Annotated in this window: 14 protein-coding genes; 8 read left to right on the top strand and 6 right to left on the bottom strand. The window is 69.7% G+C overall.

Features of this window, described 5'->3' with window-relative positions; translation table 11 throughout:
• Positions 1-44 precede the first annotated feature (44 nt).
• Entirely contained in the window at positions 45-1,943 is a 1,899-nt protein-coding gene (locus ASG94_RS15100; RefSeq protein ID WP_156411615.1) for a sialidase family protein, read from the top strand.
• Positions 1,944-1,972: 29 nt separating this feature from the next.
• On the opposite strand, the gene ASG94_RS15095 is transcribed toward ASG94_RS15100, so the two are convergent.
• The gene (locus tag ASG94_RS15095; RefSeq protein ID WP_056927319.1) at positions 1,973-3,706 is read right to left on the bottom strand and encodes a helicase; all 1,734 of its coding nucleotides are present in this window, start codon (positions 3,704-3,706) and stop codon (positions 1,973-1,975) included.
• A gap of 101 nt (positions 3,707-3,807) precedes the next feature.
• On the opposite strand from ASG94_RS15095, the gene ASG94_RS15090 reads away from it, so the two are divergent.
• Together ASG94_RS15090 and ASG94_RS15085 are read left to right on the top strand one after the other, a co-directional pair.
• Positions 3,808-4,506 carry a hypothetical protein gene (locus ASG94_RS15090; RefSeq protein ID WP_056927318.1) on the top strand — a complete coding sequence of 233 codons (699 nt, stop codon included), beginning with the start codon at positions 3,808-3,810 and terminating at the stop codon, positions 4,504-4,506.
• A 163-nt stretch (positions 4,507-4,669) separates the two neighbouring features.
• The gene (locus ASG94_RS15085; RefSeq protein WP_056927317.1) at positions 4,670-5,104 is read left to right on the top strand and encodes a DUF6326 family protein; all 435 of its coding nucleotides are present in this window, start codon (positions 4,670-4,672) and stop codon (positions 5,102-5,104) included.
• Between the two features lie 23 nt (positions 5,105-5,127).
• Here ASG94_RS15085 and ASG94_RS15080 read toward each other — a convergent pair whose 3' ends face one another.
• The gene (locus ASG94_RS15080; RefSeq protein WP_056927316.1) at positions 5,128-5,793 is read right to left on the bottom strand and encodes an AIM24 family protein; all 666 of its coding nucleotides are present in this window, start codon (positions 5,791-5,793) and stop codon (positions 5,128-5,130) included.
• A gap of 593 nt (positions 5,794-6,386) precedes the next feature.
• On the opposite strand from ASG94_RS15080, the gene ASG94_RS21745 reads away from it, so the two are divergent.
• Positions 6,387-6,785, top strand: a complete 399-nt coding sequence (locus tag ASG94_RS21745) for a hypothetical protein (RefSeq protein WP_156411614.1) — start codon at positions 6,387-6,389, stop codon at positions 6,783-6,785.
• A 69-nt stretch (positions 6,786-6,854) separates the two neighbouring features.
• Here the strand turns inward: ASG94_RS21745 and ASG94_RS15070 are convergent, their stop codons facing one another.
• Together ASG94_RS15070 and ASG94_RS15065 are read right to left on the bottom strand one after the other, a co-directional pair.
• A complete protein-coding gene (locus ASG94_RS15070; protein ID WP_156411613.1) occupies positions 6,855-9,431 on the bottom strand; it encodes a right-handed parallel beta-helix repeat-containing protein in 2,577 nt (858 codons plus the stop codon).
• Between the two features lie 292 nt (positions 9,432-9,723).
• A complete protein-coding gene (locus ASG94_RS15065) occupies positions 9,724-10,659 on the bottom strand; it encodes a DUF1254 domain-containing protein (protein WP_056927313.1) in 936 nt (311 codons plus the stop codon).
• Positions 10,660-10,747: 88 nt separating this feature from the next.
• Between ASG94_RS15065 and ppk2 the strand changes: the two genes are divergently transcribed.
• From ppk2 to ASG94_RS15050, 3 genes are all read left to right on the top strand, one after another.
• Entirely contained in the window at positions 10,748-11,641 is an 894-nt protein-coding gene (ppk2, locus tag ASG94_RS15060; protein ID WP_056927312.1) for a polyphosphate kinase 2, read from the top strand.
• A gap of 193 nt (positions 11,642-11,834) precedes the next feature.
• Complete coding sequence (locus ASG94_RS15055; protein ID WP_056927311.1) at positions 11,835-13,124, top strand: sensor domain-containing phosphodiesterase; 1,290 nt, start codon at positions 11,835-11,837, stop codon at positions 13,122-13,124.
• A gap of 192 nt (positions 13,125-13,316) precedes the next feature.
• Positions 13,317-14,438: an acyltransferase family protein gene (locus tag ASG94_RS15050; protein WP_056927310.1), complete on the top strand. Its 1,122-nt coding sequence runs from the start codon at positions 13,317-13,319 to the stop codon at positions 14,436-14,438.
• A 58-nt stretch (positions 14,439-14,496) separates the two neighbouring features.
• Here the strand turns inward: ASG94_RS15050 and hrpB are convergent, their stop codons facing one another.
• Together hrpB and ASG94_RS15040 are read right to left on the bottom strand one after the other, a co-directional pair.
• A complete protein-coding gene (gene hrpB / locus ASG94_RS15045) occupies positions 14,497-17,061 on the bottom strand; it encodes an ATP-dependent helicase HrpB (protein ID WP_235537291.1) in 2,565 nt (854 codons plus the stop codon).
• A gap of 200 nt (positions 17,062-17,261) precedes the next feature.
• Positions 17,262-18,512, bottom strand: a complete 1,251-nt coding sequence (locus ASG94_RS15040) for a sulfatase-like hydrolase/transferase (protein WP_056927309.1) — start codon at positions 18,510-18,512, stop codon at positions 17,262-17,264.
• Positions 18,513-19,048: 536 nt separating this feature from the next.
• On the opposite strand from ASG94_RS15040, the gene ASG94_RS15035 reads away from it, so the two are divergent.
• The gene (locus ASG94_RS15035; RefSeq protein WP_056927308.1) at positions 19,049-19,468 is read left to right on the top strand and encodes a GNAT family N-acetyltransferase; all 420 of its coding nucleotides are present in this window, start codon (positions 19,049-19,051) and stop codon (positions 19,466-19,468) included.
• The last annotated feature ends 118 nt before the right edge of the window (positions 19,469-19,586 follow it).

Here is a 19,586-nt window from a genome sequence, read left to right as displayed (position 1 = left end):
CCATGTCGCGCAGGTCGGTCATCATCGGAGCCGTAGCAGTAGCGATGTCAACCGCCTTCCTGGCGGTGGGCGCCGAAGCACGGGACAGGCCCTTCTCGACCAGCCGGATGGTGGTCCGCCCGGTGGTCGATCCCTTCGACACCGGTAGCACCACCGGCGGGGGCGGGCAGCTGAGCAAGGTGCAGATCGAGCGGTACCGGTGCGCGGTCGAGGCCGGCTCGGCGTACGGCTCACCCGCCGGCGCGATGGACATCTCGTGCAACGACGAGGAGCCCTACCGCCAGGATTTCAACCCCGACAACGAGCTCGCGATCGCGGTCAACCCCAAGGTGCCGACCCACCTGCTGGCCGGGTCCAACGACTACTTCTACCGGTTCAACAACTCGACCGGCGTCCGCCAGGCGATCGTTCCGACCGGCTTCTTCACCTCGTTCGACGGCGGCGCCAGCTGGGTCGACGGCCAGGTCCCGATGCGCAGCGGCAACGGCGCGGGTGACCCCTCGCCCGCGTTCAACGGCAGGCTGTCAGGCAACACGCCGCAGACCGGCTGGGCGATGATGGCCCAGCTGGAGAACGTCGGCGGCCTCGGCGGTCCGTTCGTCTCCCAGGGTGACGTGTCGGTGAGCCACTCCCCGGACGGTGGCACCACCTGGAGCGAGGCGGTGACCGTCATGAAGGGCAACGGCGCGGCCCTCGGACCGGCGAACCGGGCGACGTTCTTCGACAAGGAATGGCTGACGGTCGACAACGTCCCCTCCTCCCCCTTCTACGGCCGTTCCTACGTCGTTGCGGCGCGTTACCTCAACGCCCTTCACGGCTCCTACGCCGAGTCGTCGGTGTACTTCGCGTACTCCGACGACGGTGGGCGCACCTGGTCGCGCCCGAAGGAGATCTCGGGATCCAACGCGCTGTGCACCGCGCAGAGCACCGGGCCCACCGGGGAGTGCGACGAGGACAGCTTCCCGATCCCCGAGGTGGCATCCAACGGTGACCTCGTCGTCCACTTCGTGACCGCCAACATCGAGTCGGCCTGGGAGACCCCCGGCGAGTACGAGCAGACCGTCCTCGCTGTGAAGTCGACCAACGGTGGGGCGAGCTTCAGCGCACCGGTCGTCGTCGCGAACCTCGAGGACGGCTACGCCGACCTGCCCTGGAGCGTGATCGGGCGGCAGACCGTGACCGGTCACCAGATCCGGTGGCAGTCGCCCGGCACCATCACCGCGGATCCGAGCAACCCCGCGCACTGGGTGGTGGTGTACAACGACAACTTCGCCGGCACGCATGACGCGGCACCGGCGAGCTGCCTCGACCAGATTCCGGGCGAGGCACCGGACTACAACCCGTGCGACGCCGTCACCGACACCAACATCTACATGGCCGAGAGCTGGGACGGCGGCGCGTCGTGGAACCCGCGAATCACGCTCGATGCGAGGCCCGGTGACCAGTGGTTCCCGTGGGCGGACTTCCGCTCCGACGGCTCGCTGGCGGTCGCGTACGACTCGAACGAGAACATCGCCGACCCGGGCGGCGACCGCGACGACACGTTCAATCATGTCTACCTGACGATCGCTCCGCGCACGCCGGCGAGCGGAGCCGCGGTGGCCACCGGACGCGAGGCGCTGATGCCCGACGGCACGGGCCGGCAGCCGACCGAGCAGGTCGACATCTCGGTCACGCACTGGGCCGGTCAGTACGTTCCCGAGAGTGCGTGGCCGGCGATCTGCGGACCGGACGGCTACACCGATCCGCCGATCACCGACGCGGAAGGCAAGGACTGCAACGTCTTCGACGGTGACTACACAGGCTTGGCGGTGGGTTCGGACGACGCGGTCAACATCGTCTGGACCGGCCTGAACCGTTTCGCGGTCTCGCCCCAGATCGACGCCTACACCGGATCGCCCCACGACGGCTACGCACAGGACGCGATGTTCGCCCGGCGGTAGCCCCGGCGACGCGAGGGCCCGCCGCGCGGTCAGGCGCCGTCCTCGGTCAGGGACGTGACGGGCAGCCAGTCGGCTCCGAGGAGCTGGGCGAGGTCGGCGAGGCCGCTGGTGTCGCTGCCCACGGTGTCGGAGGCCGCGGCGATCCGTTCCACCATCACCTTGCCGACCTGCTCCTCGACGGTGCCCTCGGCGTACGCGATGTGCCACGGCGAGACCTGGTGGTCGCGGTGGGTGCGACCGGTCACCTGTCGTCCGGCGATGCCCGAGAAGCGGGCCTGGTGGAAGACACCGACCCGCGGCTGCGTACTCGCACGGCGGCCGTCGGCGAGGGTCTCGCCGGCGTGCAGGCTGATCGAGGCGACCGTGGTGAAGACGCAGACCTTCGCCTGCCCGGTCTGGAAGCGGAGCCGCTCGGCCTCGGGATCGAACCGGTCGCGGCCGTAGATCGTGGCGACCTCGATGCCGGAGTCACGCAACCGGTCGGCGATCGGGTCGGCGGCGGTCCCCACGAACTCGACCGAGCACGCCACCTGTCGCTCGGCCTCGACCTGCTGTGCGATCCAGGCGACCGTCGAGTCGACGCGGATGAGCCCGGCCTTCTGCCGGAAGCGCAGGAGTGCGGCCCGCCCCTTGGCGACGTTGCGGCCGCGCCGGGCGATGTCCATCTCGCGACAGAACTCCCCCCATTCGGCCTCGTACGCCGTCCGCTCGGCCGGCGTGAGCGCCACGGGCATGCCGGAGATCGGCACCGGCCCCCATGGCGCGGCACGGTGCAGCATCGCCGGCGGCCGCTCCTCGTCGAGCCAGCCGCGCACGAGCTTGAGATCCGCAGCGCGCCGCGCCGGGTCGGTGGTCCACGTCGCGCCGTAGCGCCCCCGTTCCACCCCGACGCCGTGGCGCTCGAGCGCGGTGGCGAACGCGTCCCCGGGTTGCGTCGCCGAGGTCCACTCCTTCATCGACTCGTCGAGCACCTGGGCGTAGGCCGGCGCGAGGTAGGGCAGCTCGAGGGGCGTGTGTCCGGGCGTCGCGGTGGTGGCGATGACGAACGGCGCCCTGTCGTGCGGCTTCCCGTGTCCCGAGATCCGCGCCCAGAGATTCCACCGCTTCGTCGTCGTACGCCGCAGGGCGTGGGCCTCGTCCGCGATGATCACGTCCCAGGTGTGGTCCTTGACCTTCTCCAGCCGGTCCCACGTGATGACGACCCACTCCAGACCGCCGTCCCCCAGCGCCGTGATCGTGCGGCACCAGTGGCCGATCGTGATCGCGGCGGGGCGGTCGGCCACGACGAGCACCCGTCGCGCGCTGCGGAGGTCGCCCACCGCTGTCGCCCCGAGGACCGCGGCGATCGTCTTGCCCACGCCGGGCTCGTCGGCGAGCAGGAACTGCCGCCCGCCCGCCTCGGCGCGCGCCGCGATCGCGTCGGCTGCCTCGAACTGGATCCTCCGCGGCTCGAGCTCGTCGGTCGGCTCGGGGCTGGGCGTCGGGCGGTCCGGGTTGAGGCTGTTCTCGATGAACCGGCCGAGCGTGTAGGGCCCCGGCGAGTAGGGCGCGAGGTGTGCGGGCAAGGCGCACCCGACGTACAGGTGGGTCTTGAGGGCGGGGTGCCAGGTGGCGCCGTCGACCTGCGTCCCGTACGGGACGTCGAGCACCCACAGCCGCTCCCCCGGCCCGGCGGTCGGCAGCGGCCGCTGCTGCTGCCGCGTGCCGCTCCGGCGCGGGGACGCGCTGCGTCGACGAGCACCGGATCGTCGAGGACTGGCCACCCCCGGACGCTACCGGGGCCTCCCCCTCGAACAGGGCTGCCTCGCCCACGTCCGCAGCGCGGTCGAGGTGCACCTGCCCGGCCGCGGGCACACTGTCCCCCGTGCCGAGACTCGCGCTGGACAGCGAAGACGCCGTGGACCGCCGGCGCGTCCTGGTGACCCGGAACCGGGTGCTTCTCCTCGGACTTCTCATCGGGTTGGGCGGAACGGCGTTCTACCTGGGATACATGTGGTTCCTGTCCCCGGTCACGATGCCCGGCGTGCGGTTCGAGCTCTCTGAGCGCGACATGTGGCAACGCAAGGCCGAGGACCTTCCCACCATCACCGCACCCGTGGGGTTCTTCCTTGCGGGGGCAGCGTCCGTGTGGCGGTGGATGACACGTCGCACCCACCTCGACCGGATCGCGTGGCCACTCCTCCTCGTCGCGGGAGGGTTCGGCGTGCTGTTCGGGTGGATCTACATCGACATCCTGACCGACACGCCGTGCCACGAGGAGGACGATGACTGCGGCCCGGCGAACGCCTTCCGCTACGCGTACCAGGCGTTCTACCTCCTGCCCATCGCGGCCGTGCTCGCGGCGGGCCTGTGGCGCAGGCACCGTCCCGATGGCCAACGTCTCCTCGCCGCCGGCAGTGCGGCCGTCGTCGCGGTCGTCACGGCCTACCTCGCCTATTGGGCGGCGAGCGTGTGGGTGCCACCGGTCGCTGACGACCTGCGAGCGAACGAGTGCGCCGTCACCTTCGAGAACAATCTCTCCGCGTGCGTCCAGACGCCCGGCTTCGGTGGCGACGAACGGTGAACACGCGCGCACGCCGCGGCTGCCCGCCGCGCCTGTCGCCGATCAGCCGAACGGCGAGCAGTCACTCGTACCAAAGGCCAGGAAGATCGGGCCGGCTGACCGATGGCACCCGGCCGACGTTCAGTCATCGTGACAGCGACAACCCGATGAGAAGGAAGAGACCGTGAGCACCACGACCAAGACCCCGACAGCCCTGCACGATCCGCCCGTGCCGGTCCGAGCGAGGCTCGCCGCCGCCTGGACCAGCTTCATGTTCTTCTACATCTACGTCGACTACCTCCACCTGTACAAGCCCGGGGCCATCGACGACATCCTGGCCGGCGTCGTCTTCGAGTTCGACATCAGTCAGACCTTCGTGGTCCTGTCGCTCATGCTCGTGGGGGTCCCGAGCCTGATGATCCTGCTCTCCATGGCACTGCCCGCCCGCGTGAATCGCACGCTCAACCTCGTCGTGGCATCGCTCTACGTCCCCGTCTCGGCGTTCAACGTGGTCGGCGAGTCCTGGATGTACTTCTACGGCCTCGGCGCCGTGGTCGAAGTGGTCCTCCTCGCCTACATCCTCCGCTCGGCCTGGACCTGGCCGCGCACGGCGTCGTAGGACAGAGCGGGAGAGCGCACGGCTCAGTGGCTGTGCGGCGGCGCGATTCGGCCCTCGCTGGCCTGGACGATCACGAAGCCCTGCCCGTTGAAGACGAGCTGGAACGCCTCCCCCGAGCCGCGACCGATGAGCGCGCTGGCACCAGCGGTACGCCGCACGCTCGTGGTCAACGACGTCGACCAGGCGACCGCCGCCTGGATGTCGGCACAGGTGGGGGCATCGACGTTGAGGACCACGGGCGAGCCGTGCGAGGTGATCGCAATCGTCCCGGTGCCGGTGAAGGTGGTGTTGAAGACACCGCCCGCCATCATCGACGCGCCCTCGACTCGCTTGATGTCCCACGTGAGCGTGGAGTCGAAGGCGAGGACGTTGCGTCCGTTGACCGTGAGGGAGTCGCCCTCGAGGTTCACGAGGTGGATCTCCATCGCGTCGTCGGCGAAGAAGACGTCACCCTTGCCGGAGACCTTCATCAGCGACATGCCCTCACTGGTGAAGGCCTTCTTCACGAACTTCCCGAAGCCGCCGGATCCTTGGTAGGCGAAGTCGACCTGGCCTTGGTAGGCGACCATCGCTCCCTGCCGTGCCATCACGTCCCCGTCGAGCGCGACCCGGAGCATGCGGGGGTTCTGCAACGTGAAGCGGTCGGTCGTGGCTGACTCGAGGTTCGTGCCGAACAGGTCACTGCGCATGGTTCTCTCCTTGGGCGTCTCGTCCTTGCACGCTACGCGACGCCACTCTGCAAGGGCCCGTGCGGCGCAAGAAGGCTCCTGCTGATTGGTGTTGGCGGACGACAGACCCCGCCGTTGGATGAGCTTGGGTCCCAACCCCGAGCCAGTGGGATGCACGAGGCGGGTCGTCCTCTGACCGATGACAACTCCGTGCCGCCGCAGTGCGTCAATCAAGAGTGCGCAGGACATTTCGGACCACGGCAACGCTGCTTGCCCTGATCGGTGTCGCGGCCTGCTCGGGGGCGAGCCGGGACGACACGGCGTCCTCGGCGGTGTCGCCCGAGGCTCCTGGGGCGGTCGAGGCCTCAGCATCGGCGACCCGGCTCCAACCGGCCACTCCGAGCAGGTTGGTCGCCGTCGTCGGCAGGCACAAGCGGGATGCGATCGACCTCCTGTCCGGCTTGGGCCTGGACACCGAGATCGAGTGGCGAGCAGGGTGCGCGACCGACATGGTCGTGGCACAGAGCCCTGGCCCACGTCGGGTCACCGGGAGCGAGACGGTCACGCTCAGCGTGGAGACCGGCGGCGTAACCCGCGAGTGCGACCTCAGGCCCGTGCGCAAGCAGGCGAAGGCACTGCTCGATTGGGCGCGCGGGGAGGCAGCACCACCGTCGTTCGCCCACGACGTCGAGTTCCTCATCGGCAACCAGACCGTCGAGCCCCGGCTGGACATGCCTCTGGACAGACGCTCGTGGGAGCTGTGCGAGCACGGTGAGGGCTGCGCCTCGCCGCTCACGAAGCTCGCCGCGATGACTCGTCCTGCCGTCGTCCGGGTGATGACCGGCCGCTGTCCGGACTCCTACGTCCTGCTGCGCCGCGAGCTCGCGTCCACGCTGGGCAGGTCTGTGACCGTCGTCGACAAGCGCGTCCGACCCAGCTGCCGCGACGTCGTGGGTATCCAGGTGTGGGTGGACGGGAAGGGACGGATCAGCGCGGTGAACTGGGTCCTCTGACCGGTACGTCGTCGCGAAGCTTCTACCCGCATCCCTCCTGGCGCGACCACCCGCGAGCCGATCGGCGTCCTACTCGTCGGTGCTCTCGCCGCTGGCGTCCTCGTTGCACTCGATCTGGGGCGGTTCCTCCCCCGGGGCGACCAGGAGCTGCAGCCGCGCCACCTCAGGCCCGCGAATGGCGAAGGAGAGGGCGCCGGCGCGCGAGACTCGGCCGGTGCGCGTCTGGTAGCGATGGCCGCCCGTCTGGCGCACCCCGATGGTGTAGACGCACTCGTCGAAGTGCGTGATCTCCGCGACCGGCTCTCGCAGGTCCTCGACGTCCTCGCGCAGAGATGCAATGCCCTCGCGCACGTCGTCCCTCGTGGCGCCGCGGGGCCGATCGGGGCGGGCCCGGTCGACGGCCTCGGCGGGGTCGGTGCCGCACTCGCCACGACCGAAGGAATGGTCGCGCTCGCGGAAGGCCAGCAACTGGTAGTCGGGGTCGTCCCACTCAGTCGTGTCGAGGTCGATGGCGGCACGGTAGTGAGTACGGCGGTGCGGACGGCCGGTGAGGTAGCCGAGCCGCTGCCACGTGGCTCCGGCCTCGGTGACGGGCACGGCGGTCAAGCACGACTCCCACTGGTCGAACCGCTGCGTCTGCTGCTCGACCTCGAGAGCGACCAGCTCGAGCTCGTCCAGCCATCGCAGCAGCCGACGAGGTGAGGCGTCGCGGGACGAGCGGGACGGCGGGACACGCGGCGCCACTGGACGTGCGTCCTCGCCGGTGCCGTTGGGATCCGGCGACCGCGACAGGCAGCGGCGCGACGTGGCGAGGTCGAGCAGGCGCCAGTCGGGCCGGCCCCGTGCGAGGGTCAGAGCGGGCCGCAGGTCGCGCCCGGTGCCGTCGCGCTCGTCGTACTGGTAGCCCCACCGGTGCCGGGGGTCGCCGCGCCGATCGACGCCGACCTCGGTCAGGCACGACTCGATCTCGGCGAAGCGCCGAACGCGCTCGCGAAGAACCGACAGGGTCCGTTGCAGCGTGGTCAGGCGCTCGCGCAGCGACGACCTGGGACGGTGCGGACCGGTCCGGGCCGCTGCCGGCTGGACACCTGGAGGGTCGGCGTACGACGAGGTGCGAGCCGCCGCGGCCCTCGCCGGCGGCACCTCTGGACGCGGTCTCGCTGGACGTGCGGGTCCCCGCTGCGCGGCCCCGATGTCGCACCGCGCCAGACCTGCCCGGGCCAGGCCTCGCGCGTCGTGCGAGAGGACCTTCTTCCACGACACGTACCCGGCGAGCAGCTGGCCGGCGGGGAGCGGCCTCGGCAACATGGAGGTGCGACCACGGCAGTTGCGGCCCGGCAGCGCCCGTCGGACGGGGCTGGTGCGGCGGGGAACGAGCACGAATCCTCGCGGGTCGTCCTCCAACGTCCTGAGTCGCGGCTCCTCACCGAGGATGTCGTTGCGCCGCTCGAGCCGGCAGGTGTCGTCGCTGACGAAGTTGAACCCTTGCGAGATCGCTGCGTAGACCCGGCAGCTGCGGCGGGTCGGGATGGTGTCGCCGGTGACCCCGTCCACGACGGGAGGACCGATGATGGTGGCGAAGCTCGTGAAGGGGCCAGCCGCACCGAGATCACCGCCCACCGGTGCGATGTTGGCGACCACGGTCGAGTGGAGCAGGGTCATCGCGCCGGCTGACAGCAGTCCTCCGCCCTCGCCCTCGGCGTAGTTGTTGGCGACGGTCGCGTTGATCAGCACCATGTCACCGCGTGCCCAGAGACCACCGCCGGCATGGGCGACGGCAAGGTTGCGGGCGATGGTGGAGTTGACGACGAGGACGTCGTCCTCGCCGGAGATCGCGCCGCCCCGGTCGTCGGCCCGATTGCCGACCAGGGTCGAGTTGTAGACAGCCACGTCGCCGTCGAGGGTGAAGATGGCCCCGCCCGGGCCGTCAGCGGCGCTGCCGTCGATGTGGGAGCCGATCACGGTCACGTCACCGTCCTCGTCGGCGTACAAGGCGCCGCCGTCGCCATCGGTGGTGTTGCCGTCGATCTCGGACCGCACGACGAGGATGTCGCCCGTGGAGGCGATGGCGCCGCCGGAGCCGTCGACGAGGTTGTTGCCGAGGATCGAGTCGTAGACCTGCACCCCGCCGCGCCGCGCGTACAGTCCACCTCCGTCGTCGTTCGCCAGGTTGCCGGTGATCCGCGACCGGTGGGCGGTGATCCGACGCATCGAGAACACGCCGCCACCCGGCTCCTCGGCGAGGTTCTGGAAGACCACGACCTGGCGCAGCATGATCTCTCCGCGCGATGTCAACGCGGCGCCGGGGCCCTCGGACCCTCCCCGGGTGAGCGTGACGCGCCGGAGGTCGAGGTAGCCGGTGCCGTCCTGGCGCAGCACCCGCTTCTCGAAGCAGGTTTGTTGCAGCACGTGACCGTGACCGTCGAGCACCAGCGGGTACGGCGACTCGCGGATCGGGTCACCGAGGAGACAGTCGCGAAGCAGGATGTCGGCGCCCAGCTCGATGCGGCGACGCAGCGGATCAGCCCATGCTGCGCGAAGCTCCTGCTCGGTGCTGACGGCCTCGCGCGGTGCGGTCTTCGCAAGAGCCGTCGCCGCGCCCTCAAGGGATGTCGGTGAGCTCCCCGTCCGAGTGCTCGCCGACATCGTCTGCACGACGTCACCCCGGAGCGAGCCAGGCGACTCCGGCACGACCGGTACCCCGCCAACCAGCGAGGCGACAACGAGGACGATGGGTGCCAAGGCCGTCACGGATCGACAGCACGCCATGTCGCCCTCCCGTCCCCAGGCAGCCGCTCCCACAGTAGGAACCGCAGGAGCCGCGCCGGGGAGGCGCGCTGCGGGGCGCCCTCAGTTCTACGGCCGGACGTGCGCGCTCATCGGCAGACTTCTTCGTTGGCAGGTGGCGGCTGGTGGCTACCCCTGCCCGGCCGCGAGGCTATTGCGCGAGGGTGGGGAAGCTCCAGGCGCCGGCCAGGATCTGTGGGCGCGGACGGTAGAGGCGGACGAGGTAGTTCCAGCCCTCCATGATGGGGATCGAGTTGTCGCCGCTGCCGCCGAAGCGGACGGTGACACTGTCGTCGTCGTTGCGGGCGGCGGTGATGTTGTTGATGCTGTAGACGTCGTGCTCGTTCGGCTCGAAGAACCCGTCAGCGTTGTAGACCGAGATCGACCAGAACCCGTCGACCGGTACGTCGTCCGCGACGGTGAGCTCGTACTCGCCCACGGGCAGGTTCGGCGACACCCCGACGTACGACGCCTCGGCGTCCGGCAGCCCACCCCACCCGGCAGCCGAGCCGATCAGGTGGTGCACGGGATCGACGTCCTCCTGCCGGCCGAAGCTCCGCTCGAAGGACGCCTGCTCGGCAGCCAGTGCCAACAGGGCGTTGCGAGAGCGGTCGAGGCTCCCGGTCTCGTAGTCCGGGAGCTCGAACCGTCGCTCGGACACCGCGCTGATGCCAAGCTGGTCCTGGACGGCGGCGACGGCGACCAGGTCCTCGGGGTTCCGTGGGTCGACCAGCGTGCGCGCGGCGACCACGACGTACGGGCTGTCGAACTCCTCGACGGTGAGGTCGTAGGTGCCGGCATCGTGGAAGACGCGGTTGATGTGGTGGTTCTCGTTGACGATCATCACCGACAGGTAGCGGTCCCCGGCGTCCGGCACGGTGAGGACGGCCCCGGCGGAGATGTCGACGACCGCGAAGCTGTAGAGCGTGTCGCGATTCATCCTGATCACGGTCTGCTTGTCGATCGCCGCCGGCTCGCGGTTGTGCGAGAACTGGTTCACCCCACCCGCGTCTCGTTGCAGGCCGGCCATCATGCGGTGCGTCTCGGCGAGGGCGAAGTTGTCCGCGTTGACCTTCGTCTGAATCATCCGCCGAGCCTGCCCTCGTGCGGGAACGCATGTATTCACCCCCACCGGGTGAACACCCCCGGGGTCCGGGTGGATGAGACTGTGGGGCATGCAGCAGATGAGCCTGCGTCAGTACATCGACTCCCTGGACCGGGAGGGGTACACCGTGCGCGACGACCACGGTGACGACCCCGTCCTGATCAAGCCTGATGGACGGGCGGTCGAGACGTGGCGGGACAACTACCCGTACGCCGAGCTCATGAACCGCAACGACTACGAAGTGGAGAAGTACCTCCTCCAGATCGAGCTCCTGAAGTTCCAGTACTGGGTCCAGGACACCGGCCAGAAGCACGTCATCGTCTTCGAGGGACGCGACGCCGCGGGAAAAGGCGGGACGATCAAGAGGTTCATGGAGCACCTCAACCCCCGTTCCGCCAGGGTCGTCGCGCTGACCAAGCCCACCTCGACCGAGTTGGGGCAGTGGTACTTCCAGCGCTACGTCTCCCACCTCCCGACCTTCGGCGACATCGTCCTGTTCGACCGTTCCTGGTACAACCGCGCAGGCGTGGAGCGGGTGATGGGCTTCTGCGACGAGGAGGAGTACCGCACCTTCATGGGACAGGCGCCGCTGTTCGAGCAGATGCTCCTCGAGGCGGGCGTGAACGTGACGAAGCTGTGGTTCTCGGTGACCCAACAGGAGCAGCGGACTCGTTTCGCCATCCGCCAGCTCGACCCGGTACGGCGCTGGAAGCTGTCCCCCATGGACCTCGAGAGCCTCGACAAGTGGGAGGCCTACACGGAGGCCAAGGAGGAGATGTTCCTGCGGACCGACACCGACCCCGCGCCCTGGTACACGGTCAAGAGCAACGACAAGAAGCGCGCCCGGGTCAACGCCCTGCGACTGTTCCTCAGCCTGGTCGACTATGACGGGAAGGACCAGCAGGTGGTGCTCCGGCCCGATGCGAAGCTCGTCCAACGAGGACGCGAGGCCGTCGGGGACTGAGAGCCGAGCTGGACGCGGATCGCCGGCGGGTGCTGGGGTTCCCCACAGGATTGGCCGGTCATGCGGCCTGTCTGCAGACTGCCTACGTCCTTCGGTTGCCGTCGCTCGCGTATCGCGTACGCGGGGTCCCGTCTGGCCTAGACTGGACGGACGGCGCCGCCACTCGGGTCGCGCACACACTCGGGGACGCCACGTGACCAGCCCTCTGCGCTCGCGCGACGCGCTCACCGTCGAGCAGGTGCCACGCTCGGTCGATGCCGTGCTCGCCTCGGACTCCGTCCGCACCGTGTTCCAGCCGATCGTCGACCTGGTCTCCGGTGAGGTGGTCGCGCACGAAGCGCTCTCGCGAGGGCCCGCAGGCCCGCTCGAGACCCCCGGTGCCCTCTTCGACGCCGCCCGGAAGTCCGGCCGGCTGGCCGAGCTGGATGCCGCGTGTCGAGTGGCAGCGTTCCGCTCGGCCATGGCACACGGCCTGGTGGCGCCGCTGGCGGTCTTCGTCAACGTCGAGCCCGCCGTGCTCGACTCGGCTCCCCTTGACCTGCTCGCGATCGCTGACGCGGCGCCGGACGAGCTCAGGATCGTCTTCGAGATCACCGAGCGCGCGGTCTCGGCACGTCCGGCCGAGCTCCTTCGAACGGTCGAGCGGGTGCGCGAGGCCGGCTGGGGGCTGGCCCTGGACGACGTCGGTGTCGAGGCGGACTCGCTCGCGTTCATGGAGCTCCTGCGCCCCGACGTCGTCAAGCTCGACATGTCGCTGGTCCAGCAACGGCCGGACCAGCGCACGGCGGAGGTCATGCATGCGGTCAACGCCTACGCCGAGCGCAGCGGTGCGCGCGTGCTGGCCGAAGGCATCGAGACCGACGCTCACCTGTCCAACGCGCTGGCACTGGGGGCGACCCTGGGACAGGGCTGGAAGTTCGGCCGCCCCGTGTCCGATCCCGACATCACGCCGCCGCAGCAGGGCCTGCCGGTGCGGGCATCGGGCGTCACCCGGACAGGGGAGCTCGTGGGGTCGCCCTTCGCGGCACTTCCGGACGGCACCGGACTGCTGCGGGCCCCCAAGCGCCTGCTCATCGAGCTGAGCAAGCAGCTCGAGCGCGAGGCGATCCGCCTCGGCGAGACGTGTGTGGTCGCCGCGGCGTTCCAGGAGGCGCGCCACTTCACCGAGTCCACCGTCATGCGCTACCAGGAGCTCAGCAAGCGAACGGCCTTCGTCTGTGCGCTCGGGGAGGGGCTCCCCGAGGACCCGTTGCCGGGCGTTCGAGGCGCCACCCTCGACCTGGACGACCCCGTGCGGGGCGAGTGGGACATCGTCGTGCTGAGCCCGCACTTCTGCACCGCGCTCCTGGCCAGGGACCTGGGCGACGAGGGCCCGGACATGGACCGCATGTTCGAGTACGCCCTGACCTACCGACGCGACGTGGTCGTCGACGCAGCCCAGGCACTGCTGGCCCGGTTGGCGCCCCGCAGCACCCCGATCTGATACGTCGAGGCGCGGCGTCAGTCGCCGTGCTCCCACCAGTCGCCCATCCCCCTGGCAGTGCCGGACTACATCCGGGAGCAGTCCCGGAGTAGTCAAGGTCTCACTCGCAGCGTCGTAGAGCCCTCATCGCCGTGAGTATCATTTTTCTTTTGGCGCGCTGCTGCTCCTGGCCAGCACGGATCAGGAGACCTCATGAACCACACGACCTCGCGCGCGCCCGGCGTCAGCGACCGATCTGAGTGGGCGGACACGGCCAAGGCCTTGTCCATCGTCCTCGTCGTGCTGCACCACACGGTCGGCAAGCACCTCGGCTTCGTCACACCGACCCAGTTCCTCGGTGTGGGAGCCGTCTGGCTCGAGTTCACGGACGCGCTCAAGCCCGTGCGTATGCCGCTGTTCTTCGTCGTGTCCGGCCTCTTCGCCGGCTCCGCACTGCGTCGACCCTGGCGGGAGGTGGCGCGCAAGCGCGTGCTGAACATCTACTACCTCTACGCGCTCTGGCTCGGCGTCCACATGGGCGTGTTCACAGTCTTCGACGAGCTCCCGATGAACCGGACCCGCGGCTGGTCAGAGCTCGTCACCAACCTCGTCGTCCCCTCGTCCGGGTTGTGGTACCTCTACGCGCTCGTCGCCTACTTCTTGTTGACGCGGTCGCTGTTGAGCCTCGACCCCCGCGTCGTGGTGGCCCTGGCGGCGGCTCTCACCCTGCTGACCCCGGCTCTGGGGATCGACGCGGTCAACACCGCGTCGCTGTTGCAGCACTTCTTCTTCTTCGCCTTCGCCGCCCACTTCCCGTCGGTGGTCGTCGCCATGTCCCGACTCAGCCTGCGGCCGACCCTCCTCGTCGCGGGTGCCGCGGCAGCGGTGGTGGCAGCTCCCATGGTGCTGGGGCCCGAAGCTCGGCCGAGCAGGTTCGTCATCAGCCTGCTGGCCGTACCCCTCGCAGTCAGGCTCGCCGGCGTGCTTGCCCTGTGGCGCCCAGCGGCTCGGCTCGGCTCGTTCCTCGGGCGGCGCACCCTGCCGATCTACGTCCTCCACGTCCCGGTGCTGGCTGTCCTGCATTCCTTCTTCATCGAGTCCCTTCGAATCGAGGGAACCAGCGTCGTGTCGGTTCTGGCGCTGGCGGTGTATCCACTCGCTGCCACCTTCGTCATCATCGCGACCTGCCTCGGGGTCGAGCGGGTGCTCAGTCGGACCGGGTTCGACTGGCTCTTCACAGCACCCTTCGGACCCGACCCGGCCCTGACAACCGCGCCGGCGCCCGCCTCGAGCACTGCTGCTGTGCCGGGACGGTTGACGGCCGCCCATCCGTAGTCGTCAGCGCCTCGACGCGGCCGCCTTCCTGCCGCCGGATGGCGCGTCGATACTCCACTCAGCTTCGGCGAGGTCCGTTCGTCCGCGCGGTGGCAGGTGCGCTGCGTGGATCCTCGGGCCAGGCGTGCTTGGGATAGCGCCCGCGCAGGTCCGCACGCACGCCCGGGTAGCCGTTGTCCCAGAAGGACTCCAGGTCTGCGGTGACGGCGGCCGGGCGTCGCGCCGGGGAGAGCAGGTGCAGCAGGAGCGGGACCCTGCCGTCGGCCAGGACCGGTGCTGCGGTCCAGCCGAAGACCTCTTGCAGTCGCACGGCAAGCACCGGCTGGTCCTGGGAGTAGTCGATCCGCACGCTCGACCCGCTCGGCACTTCCACGCGCTCAGGGGCCAGGTCGTCGAGCCTGCCCGCCGCCGGCCACGGCACCATCGCGCGCAGGGCGGCAGTCACGTCGACACGACGAAGATCCTCCGCCGAGCGGACCCGCGCCAGCTGCGGCCCGAGCCAGAGATCGAGGTTCTGCGTCAGTGCTGCGTCGCTCACGTCTGGCCACGGGTCACCGAGCGCGCGGTGAAGGAAGTCGAGGCGGGCGCGCAGCGCCGTGGCCGCCTCCGTCCAGGCGAGGAGAGCGATCCCCTCGCTCGCGACCGCCTCTCGGATCGCGTCGCTCACGGCCTGCGCGGGTGGATCGCTGAGCGGGTTCGAGCTGAGCTCGATCGCGCCCAACAACGCCCGTCGGCGAGCCAGCACCCGCCCGCTGCTCCAGGTGACCTCATCCACCTCGGTCCACAGCGAGCCCGCTGCCTCCAGCGCGAGGTCCTCGGTGAGGGGAGCCGCCGCACGGATCCGGGCCTCACGTTGCCCGGGCCGTCGCTCCGCGTCAGCGACCGCGAGCCACTCGAGTCCGGCCAGCGGCCCCGGGTCGCGCGAGTCGAGCGCCGCGCCTGTCCCGGACGCCATCAGGTAGCTCGACGTACCGGAGCGCTTGCGTGCGATCCGGTCCGGGTGCGCCAGGGCCACCACCAGACCCACCGCCACGTCGTCGGTGAGTGCCCGGGCGTGGCCCGACGCCCCTCTCCGGTCGCCGGCGGTGCCCTGCGTCGCAACGACCTCCTCCAGCCGAGTGACCTGCCGGCGCCACGATCCTGCGCGCGGGCCAGCACGCAGTGACCGGAGCGCAGCGACCAGGTCTCCGCCGGGAGCGCGCACGTCCTCGCTCAGCATCGCGACCACCTCGGAGGCCCGCCTGGCCCCGACGAGGCCGGCCCCGTCGATGAGGGCACGCGCCAGCCTGGGATCGGCCGGCACGCCAGCCATCACCCGGCCCCGCGAGGTGACTCCCCCGTCCTCGGTCATCGCCCCCAGACCCACCAGCACGTCCCTGGCCGCCGACAGCGCGTGCACCGGTGGCTGGTCGAGCAGCGCCATGTCGTGGACGTCGTGGCTGCCCCAGCACGCCAGCTCCAGGGCGAACGCCGTCAGGTCGGCGGTGGCGATCTCCGGCTCCGGGTGAGCGGCCAGGTGCGCGTGCTCCGCCTCGGACCAACACCGCAGCACGGTCCCCGGACCCAGCCGTCCGGCCCGTCCCGCACGCTGCTCGGCCGCTGCCCGGCTCACCGAGACGGTGACCAGAGAAGCCAGTCCGCGACGGTGATCGGTGCGCGGCTCGCGCGACAGCCCGGCATCCACCACGACGCGCACCCCCGGCACCGTCAGCGACGACTCGGCGACCGCGGTCGAGACGATCACGCGTCGACGCGGACCCTCGCTGAGCGCACGATCCTGCTCGGCGCCGGACAGACGTCCGTGCAGGGCGTGCACGGCCGCGTCCACGCCGGCAAGGCGACGTACGGTCGCCTCGACCTCCGCGACGCCCGGCACGAAGGCCAGGACGTCCCCCTCGTGCCCGACGAGCGCACGACGCACGGTCGCTGCGACATGGTTGTGAAAGGCCGGGGTGATCCCCCGGTCGTCGGTGCGGCGCTCCCCCGCAGGCAGCGGACACCAGACCGCCTGGACCGGGTGCAGGGCACCCGGGACGCGGATCACCGGAGCGGCCCGGAGATCTCCAGGACCATCGGGATCGCCACCCCGGCCGATCAGGGCGGCCGTACGTTCGGCCTCGATGGTGGCCGACATCGCCACCAGGCACAGGTCCTCACGCAGGTTGGCCCGGACGTCGATGAGCAGCGCCAAGGTCAGGTCGGCGTCGAGGTGGCGCTCGTGCACCTCGTCGAGCACGACGGCTCCGACACCGGCCAGCTCGGGATCGTGCTGGATCCGCCGGAGCAGCAGGCCGGTCGTGACGATCTCGACACGTGTACGGCGACTGCTGCGTCGGTCTCCGCGCACGGCGTACCCGACCGTCTCGCCGACCGGTTCGCCCAGGAGCTGCGCCAGCCGGCGGGCAGCAGCACGAGCTGCGATGCGGCTGGGCTGCGTGACGACGACCCGACCATCGACGACTCCGGCGACCGCGGGCGGGACCAAGGTCGTCTTGCCGGTGCCCGGCGGTGCCTGGACCACCGCGACCCCGCGAGTGCGAAGGGCCTCGACGAGAGGGTCCAGACCCACGGTGACCGGGAGGTCGGGCGGCGCGGCGAGCAGGTTGCGCAGCGGGTCGGACACCCTTGCAGTGTGCCTGACGCGCAGCTGCGTACGAGTCTGCGGGACACCCACCGGGACCTGACACCCCGAGAAGGCTGAACCTGTTTCCGCAGGGTCTGCATCGGCCGGAATGTCCGCTCGCTTGGCTGATGCAAGGTCGGCGGTCGGGTGCGTCCGGGCTTTCGAGAAGCGCCGGTCCGCAACACTCGGGGAGGCCTGGGCTACTCCTCGAGTGCTCGCAACGCACGACCTCGCGCGGCCCGCATCTGGGTCACGCGTGCGGACAGCTGGGCGATGTCAGCGCTGCGGCGGCTGACGAGCTGGTGCGGGTCGGTGGCGAGGTCGTAGAGCTCCCACTCGTCGCGCTCGTGGTGCTCGATGTAGGCGGTCGAGCCCTGGCGGAGCAACGCCCAGTTCAGGAAGGTGTTCTCCACCATCAGCCGCCGACGCCAGGACGACCAGTCCCCGCTGCGTAACGGTCCCAGCATCGAGCGGCCGGACAGCTCGCGGCCTGCGTCGGGATCGAGCCCAGCGATGTCGAGAGCCGTGGGCATCAGGTCGACCTGGGACACGAAGGCGTCACGGACGCTGGGCTCGACGCCGGGCCCACGCACGACGAATGGGATACCCGCCGACTCCTCGTACGGCTGCTCTTTTGCAACCAGACGGTGCTCACCGAGCAGGAACCCGTTGTCCGACACGAAGAAGATCCAAGTCCGGTCCAGCTGGTCCGTGCGCCACAGCACGTCGAGCAACCGGGCGACCTGGTCGTCAAGGTCCTGCAGCTCCTCCAGCTTGCCCTCCAACTCGGCTCGCATCCGTGTCCGATCCTTCAGGGGCAGTCCTCGCAACCACGTGGGCTTGTCGGACATGTCGGCCTCGTTGAACGCAGGCGGGTCCCACTGCACGTCGTCGAAGTCGTCGCGGTGCTCGGGGCTCGGGGTGTAGGGACCGTGCGGCGTCGACGGCGCCCACACTGCGAACCATGGACCCATGTCGCTGTGCCGCGCCACGAACCGTCCCAGGCGGTCCGCGGCGAAGTCGTCAGAAGCCTTCTGCGACCCAACGTCGCGGATCTCGCCATCGACGCTGACCTGCCCCTCCAGACCGATCGTGGCGATCCAGCGACCCCATCCGGGGGCGACGTACTCGGGGTCGGTGACCAAGCCGTTCATGTACTTGCCGAAGTAGCCCGTGTCATAGCCGGCGCCGCGCATCCGCGTCGCGACGGTGTCGCGGTCGTGCCCCTGGGCGACGAAGCGCTGATGTGTCCTGTTGGTGTGGCAGCCGTGATCGTGGGGGTAGCGGCTCGTGAGCATGGAGGCGCGAGCAGGGCCGCACAGCGGCATTGCGGCATAACCTCGCCGGAACCGCACGCCCTTCTCCACGAGGCGCTTCCACGTCTTGTCCATGGTGCGCAACGACGACCGCATCTGGTCGTCCGAAATGATCCACAGCACGTTGTCGGCCATGCGCCCATCTTCGGCACACAGCCCTCACTCCACCACCCTCCATGGATCGCCAAGACGTCGGGAGAGCTCCTCACAGGGACCGCATTCCTCCCATGCGAACCACAGACCCTGACGTGCTCCAGACAGCGGTGATCTCGTGTCGTCGAACGGAGACACACATGCTCCGAATCGGGCCGAGCGACTTCAGTCGCGAACCCATCGTGCTGGACTGGATATGAACCAGTTGAGTACGCGTCCCTTGAAACGGTCGGGATGCCCGATTGCTCGACGATGTCCTGTCCAAGCCAGTGGGATGCGGAACGCGCGCTGCGGGCCGTAAGAGTCTTCGCCGACTCGATGGGCCGCAGGACTCCTACAGGGTCGTACTGGTGCCAGGCGGGACTCGGTGGTGGCCTGCGTAGGTGGCTTCCGACAAGAGGCGGAATGCCCCCGTGTGCGACGGCATCTGGACGGTCTGCCCCGCCCGGAACCGTCGACATGCATGCGTCCTGGATATCCGGTGTCGGCGACGCTCCAGCACAGACGATGATGCCCAGATGACTGTCGACATCACAGCAACCGCCATTCCCACCAAGGACGAGCTCGTGAGCCTGTACGACGCCGTCGGGTGGACGACGTACGCGAGGGACTCGGAGACCCTGCACCGCGCGATGCAGGGCTCCAGCCGGGTCGCTGTGGCTCATCGGGACGGTCAGCTCCTCGGTCTCGCCCGCGTCATCAGTGACGGCGCCACGATCGCCTATCTCCAGGACGTCGTGGTCCGTCCCGCCGAGCAACGTCGCGGTCTGGGGAAGCGGCTCGTCGAGGAGGCTTTCGCCCCGTTCGAATCGGTCCGGCAAAAGGTGCTGCTCACCGACGACGAGCCGGGCCAGCGGGCGTTCTACGAGTCCCTCGGCTTCGCGGAGACGCGTGACTTCGACGACGGCTCCCTGCGCGCGTTCGTGAAGTTCGGCTGACACTCAGGCGGCGGAATGACTGTGAGGATCGCCAACGCAGCCTGATGGTGCTGGGCTGTGGTTGGTGAGCGCGGGTGTGACCCCCGGAATGACTGGCTTCGTGCCTTGTTGCGACCTG

This window comes from Nocardioides sp. Soil805 (genome assembly GCF_001429625.1).
Lineage (GTDB): Bacteria > Actinomycetota > Actinomycetes > Propionibacteriales > Nocardioidaceae > Nocardioides.
Note: the sequence above shows the minus strand (reverse complement) of the source record. Positions and strands in the feature narration are given on the sequence as shown.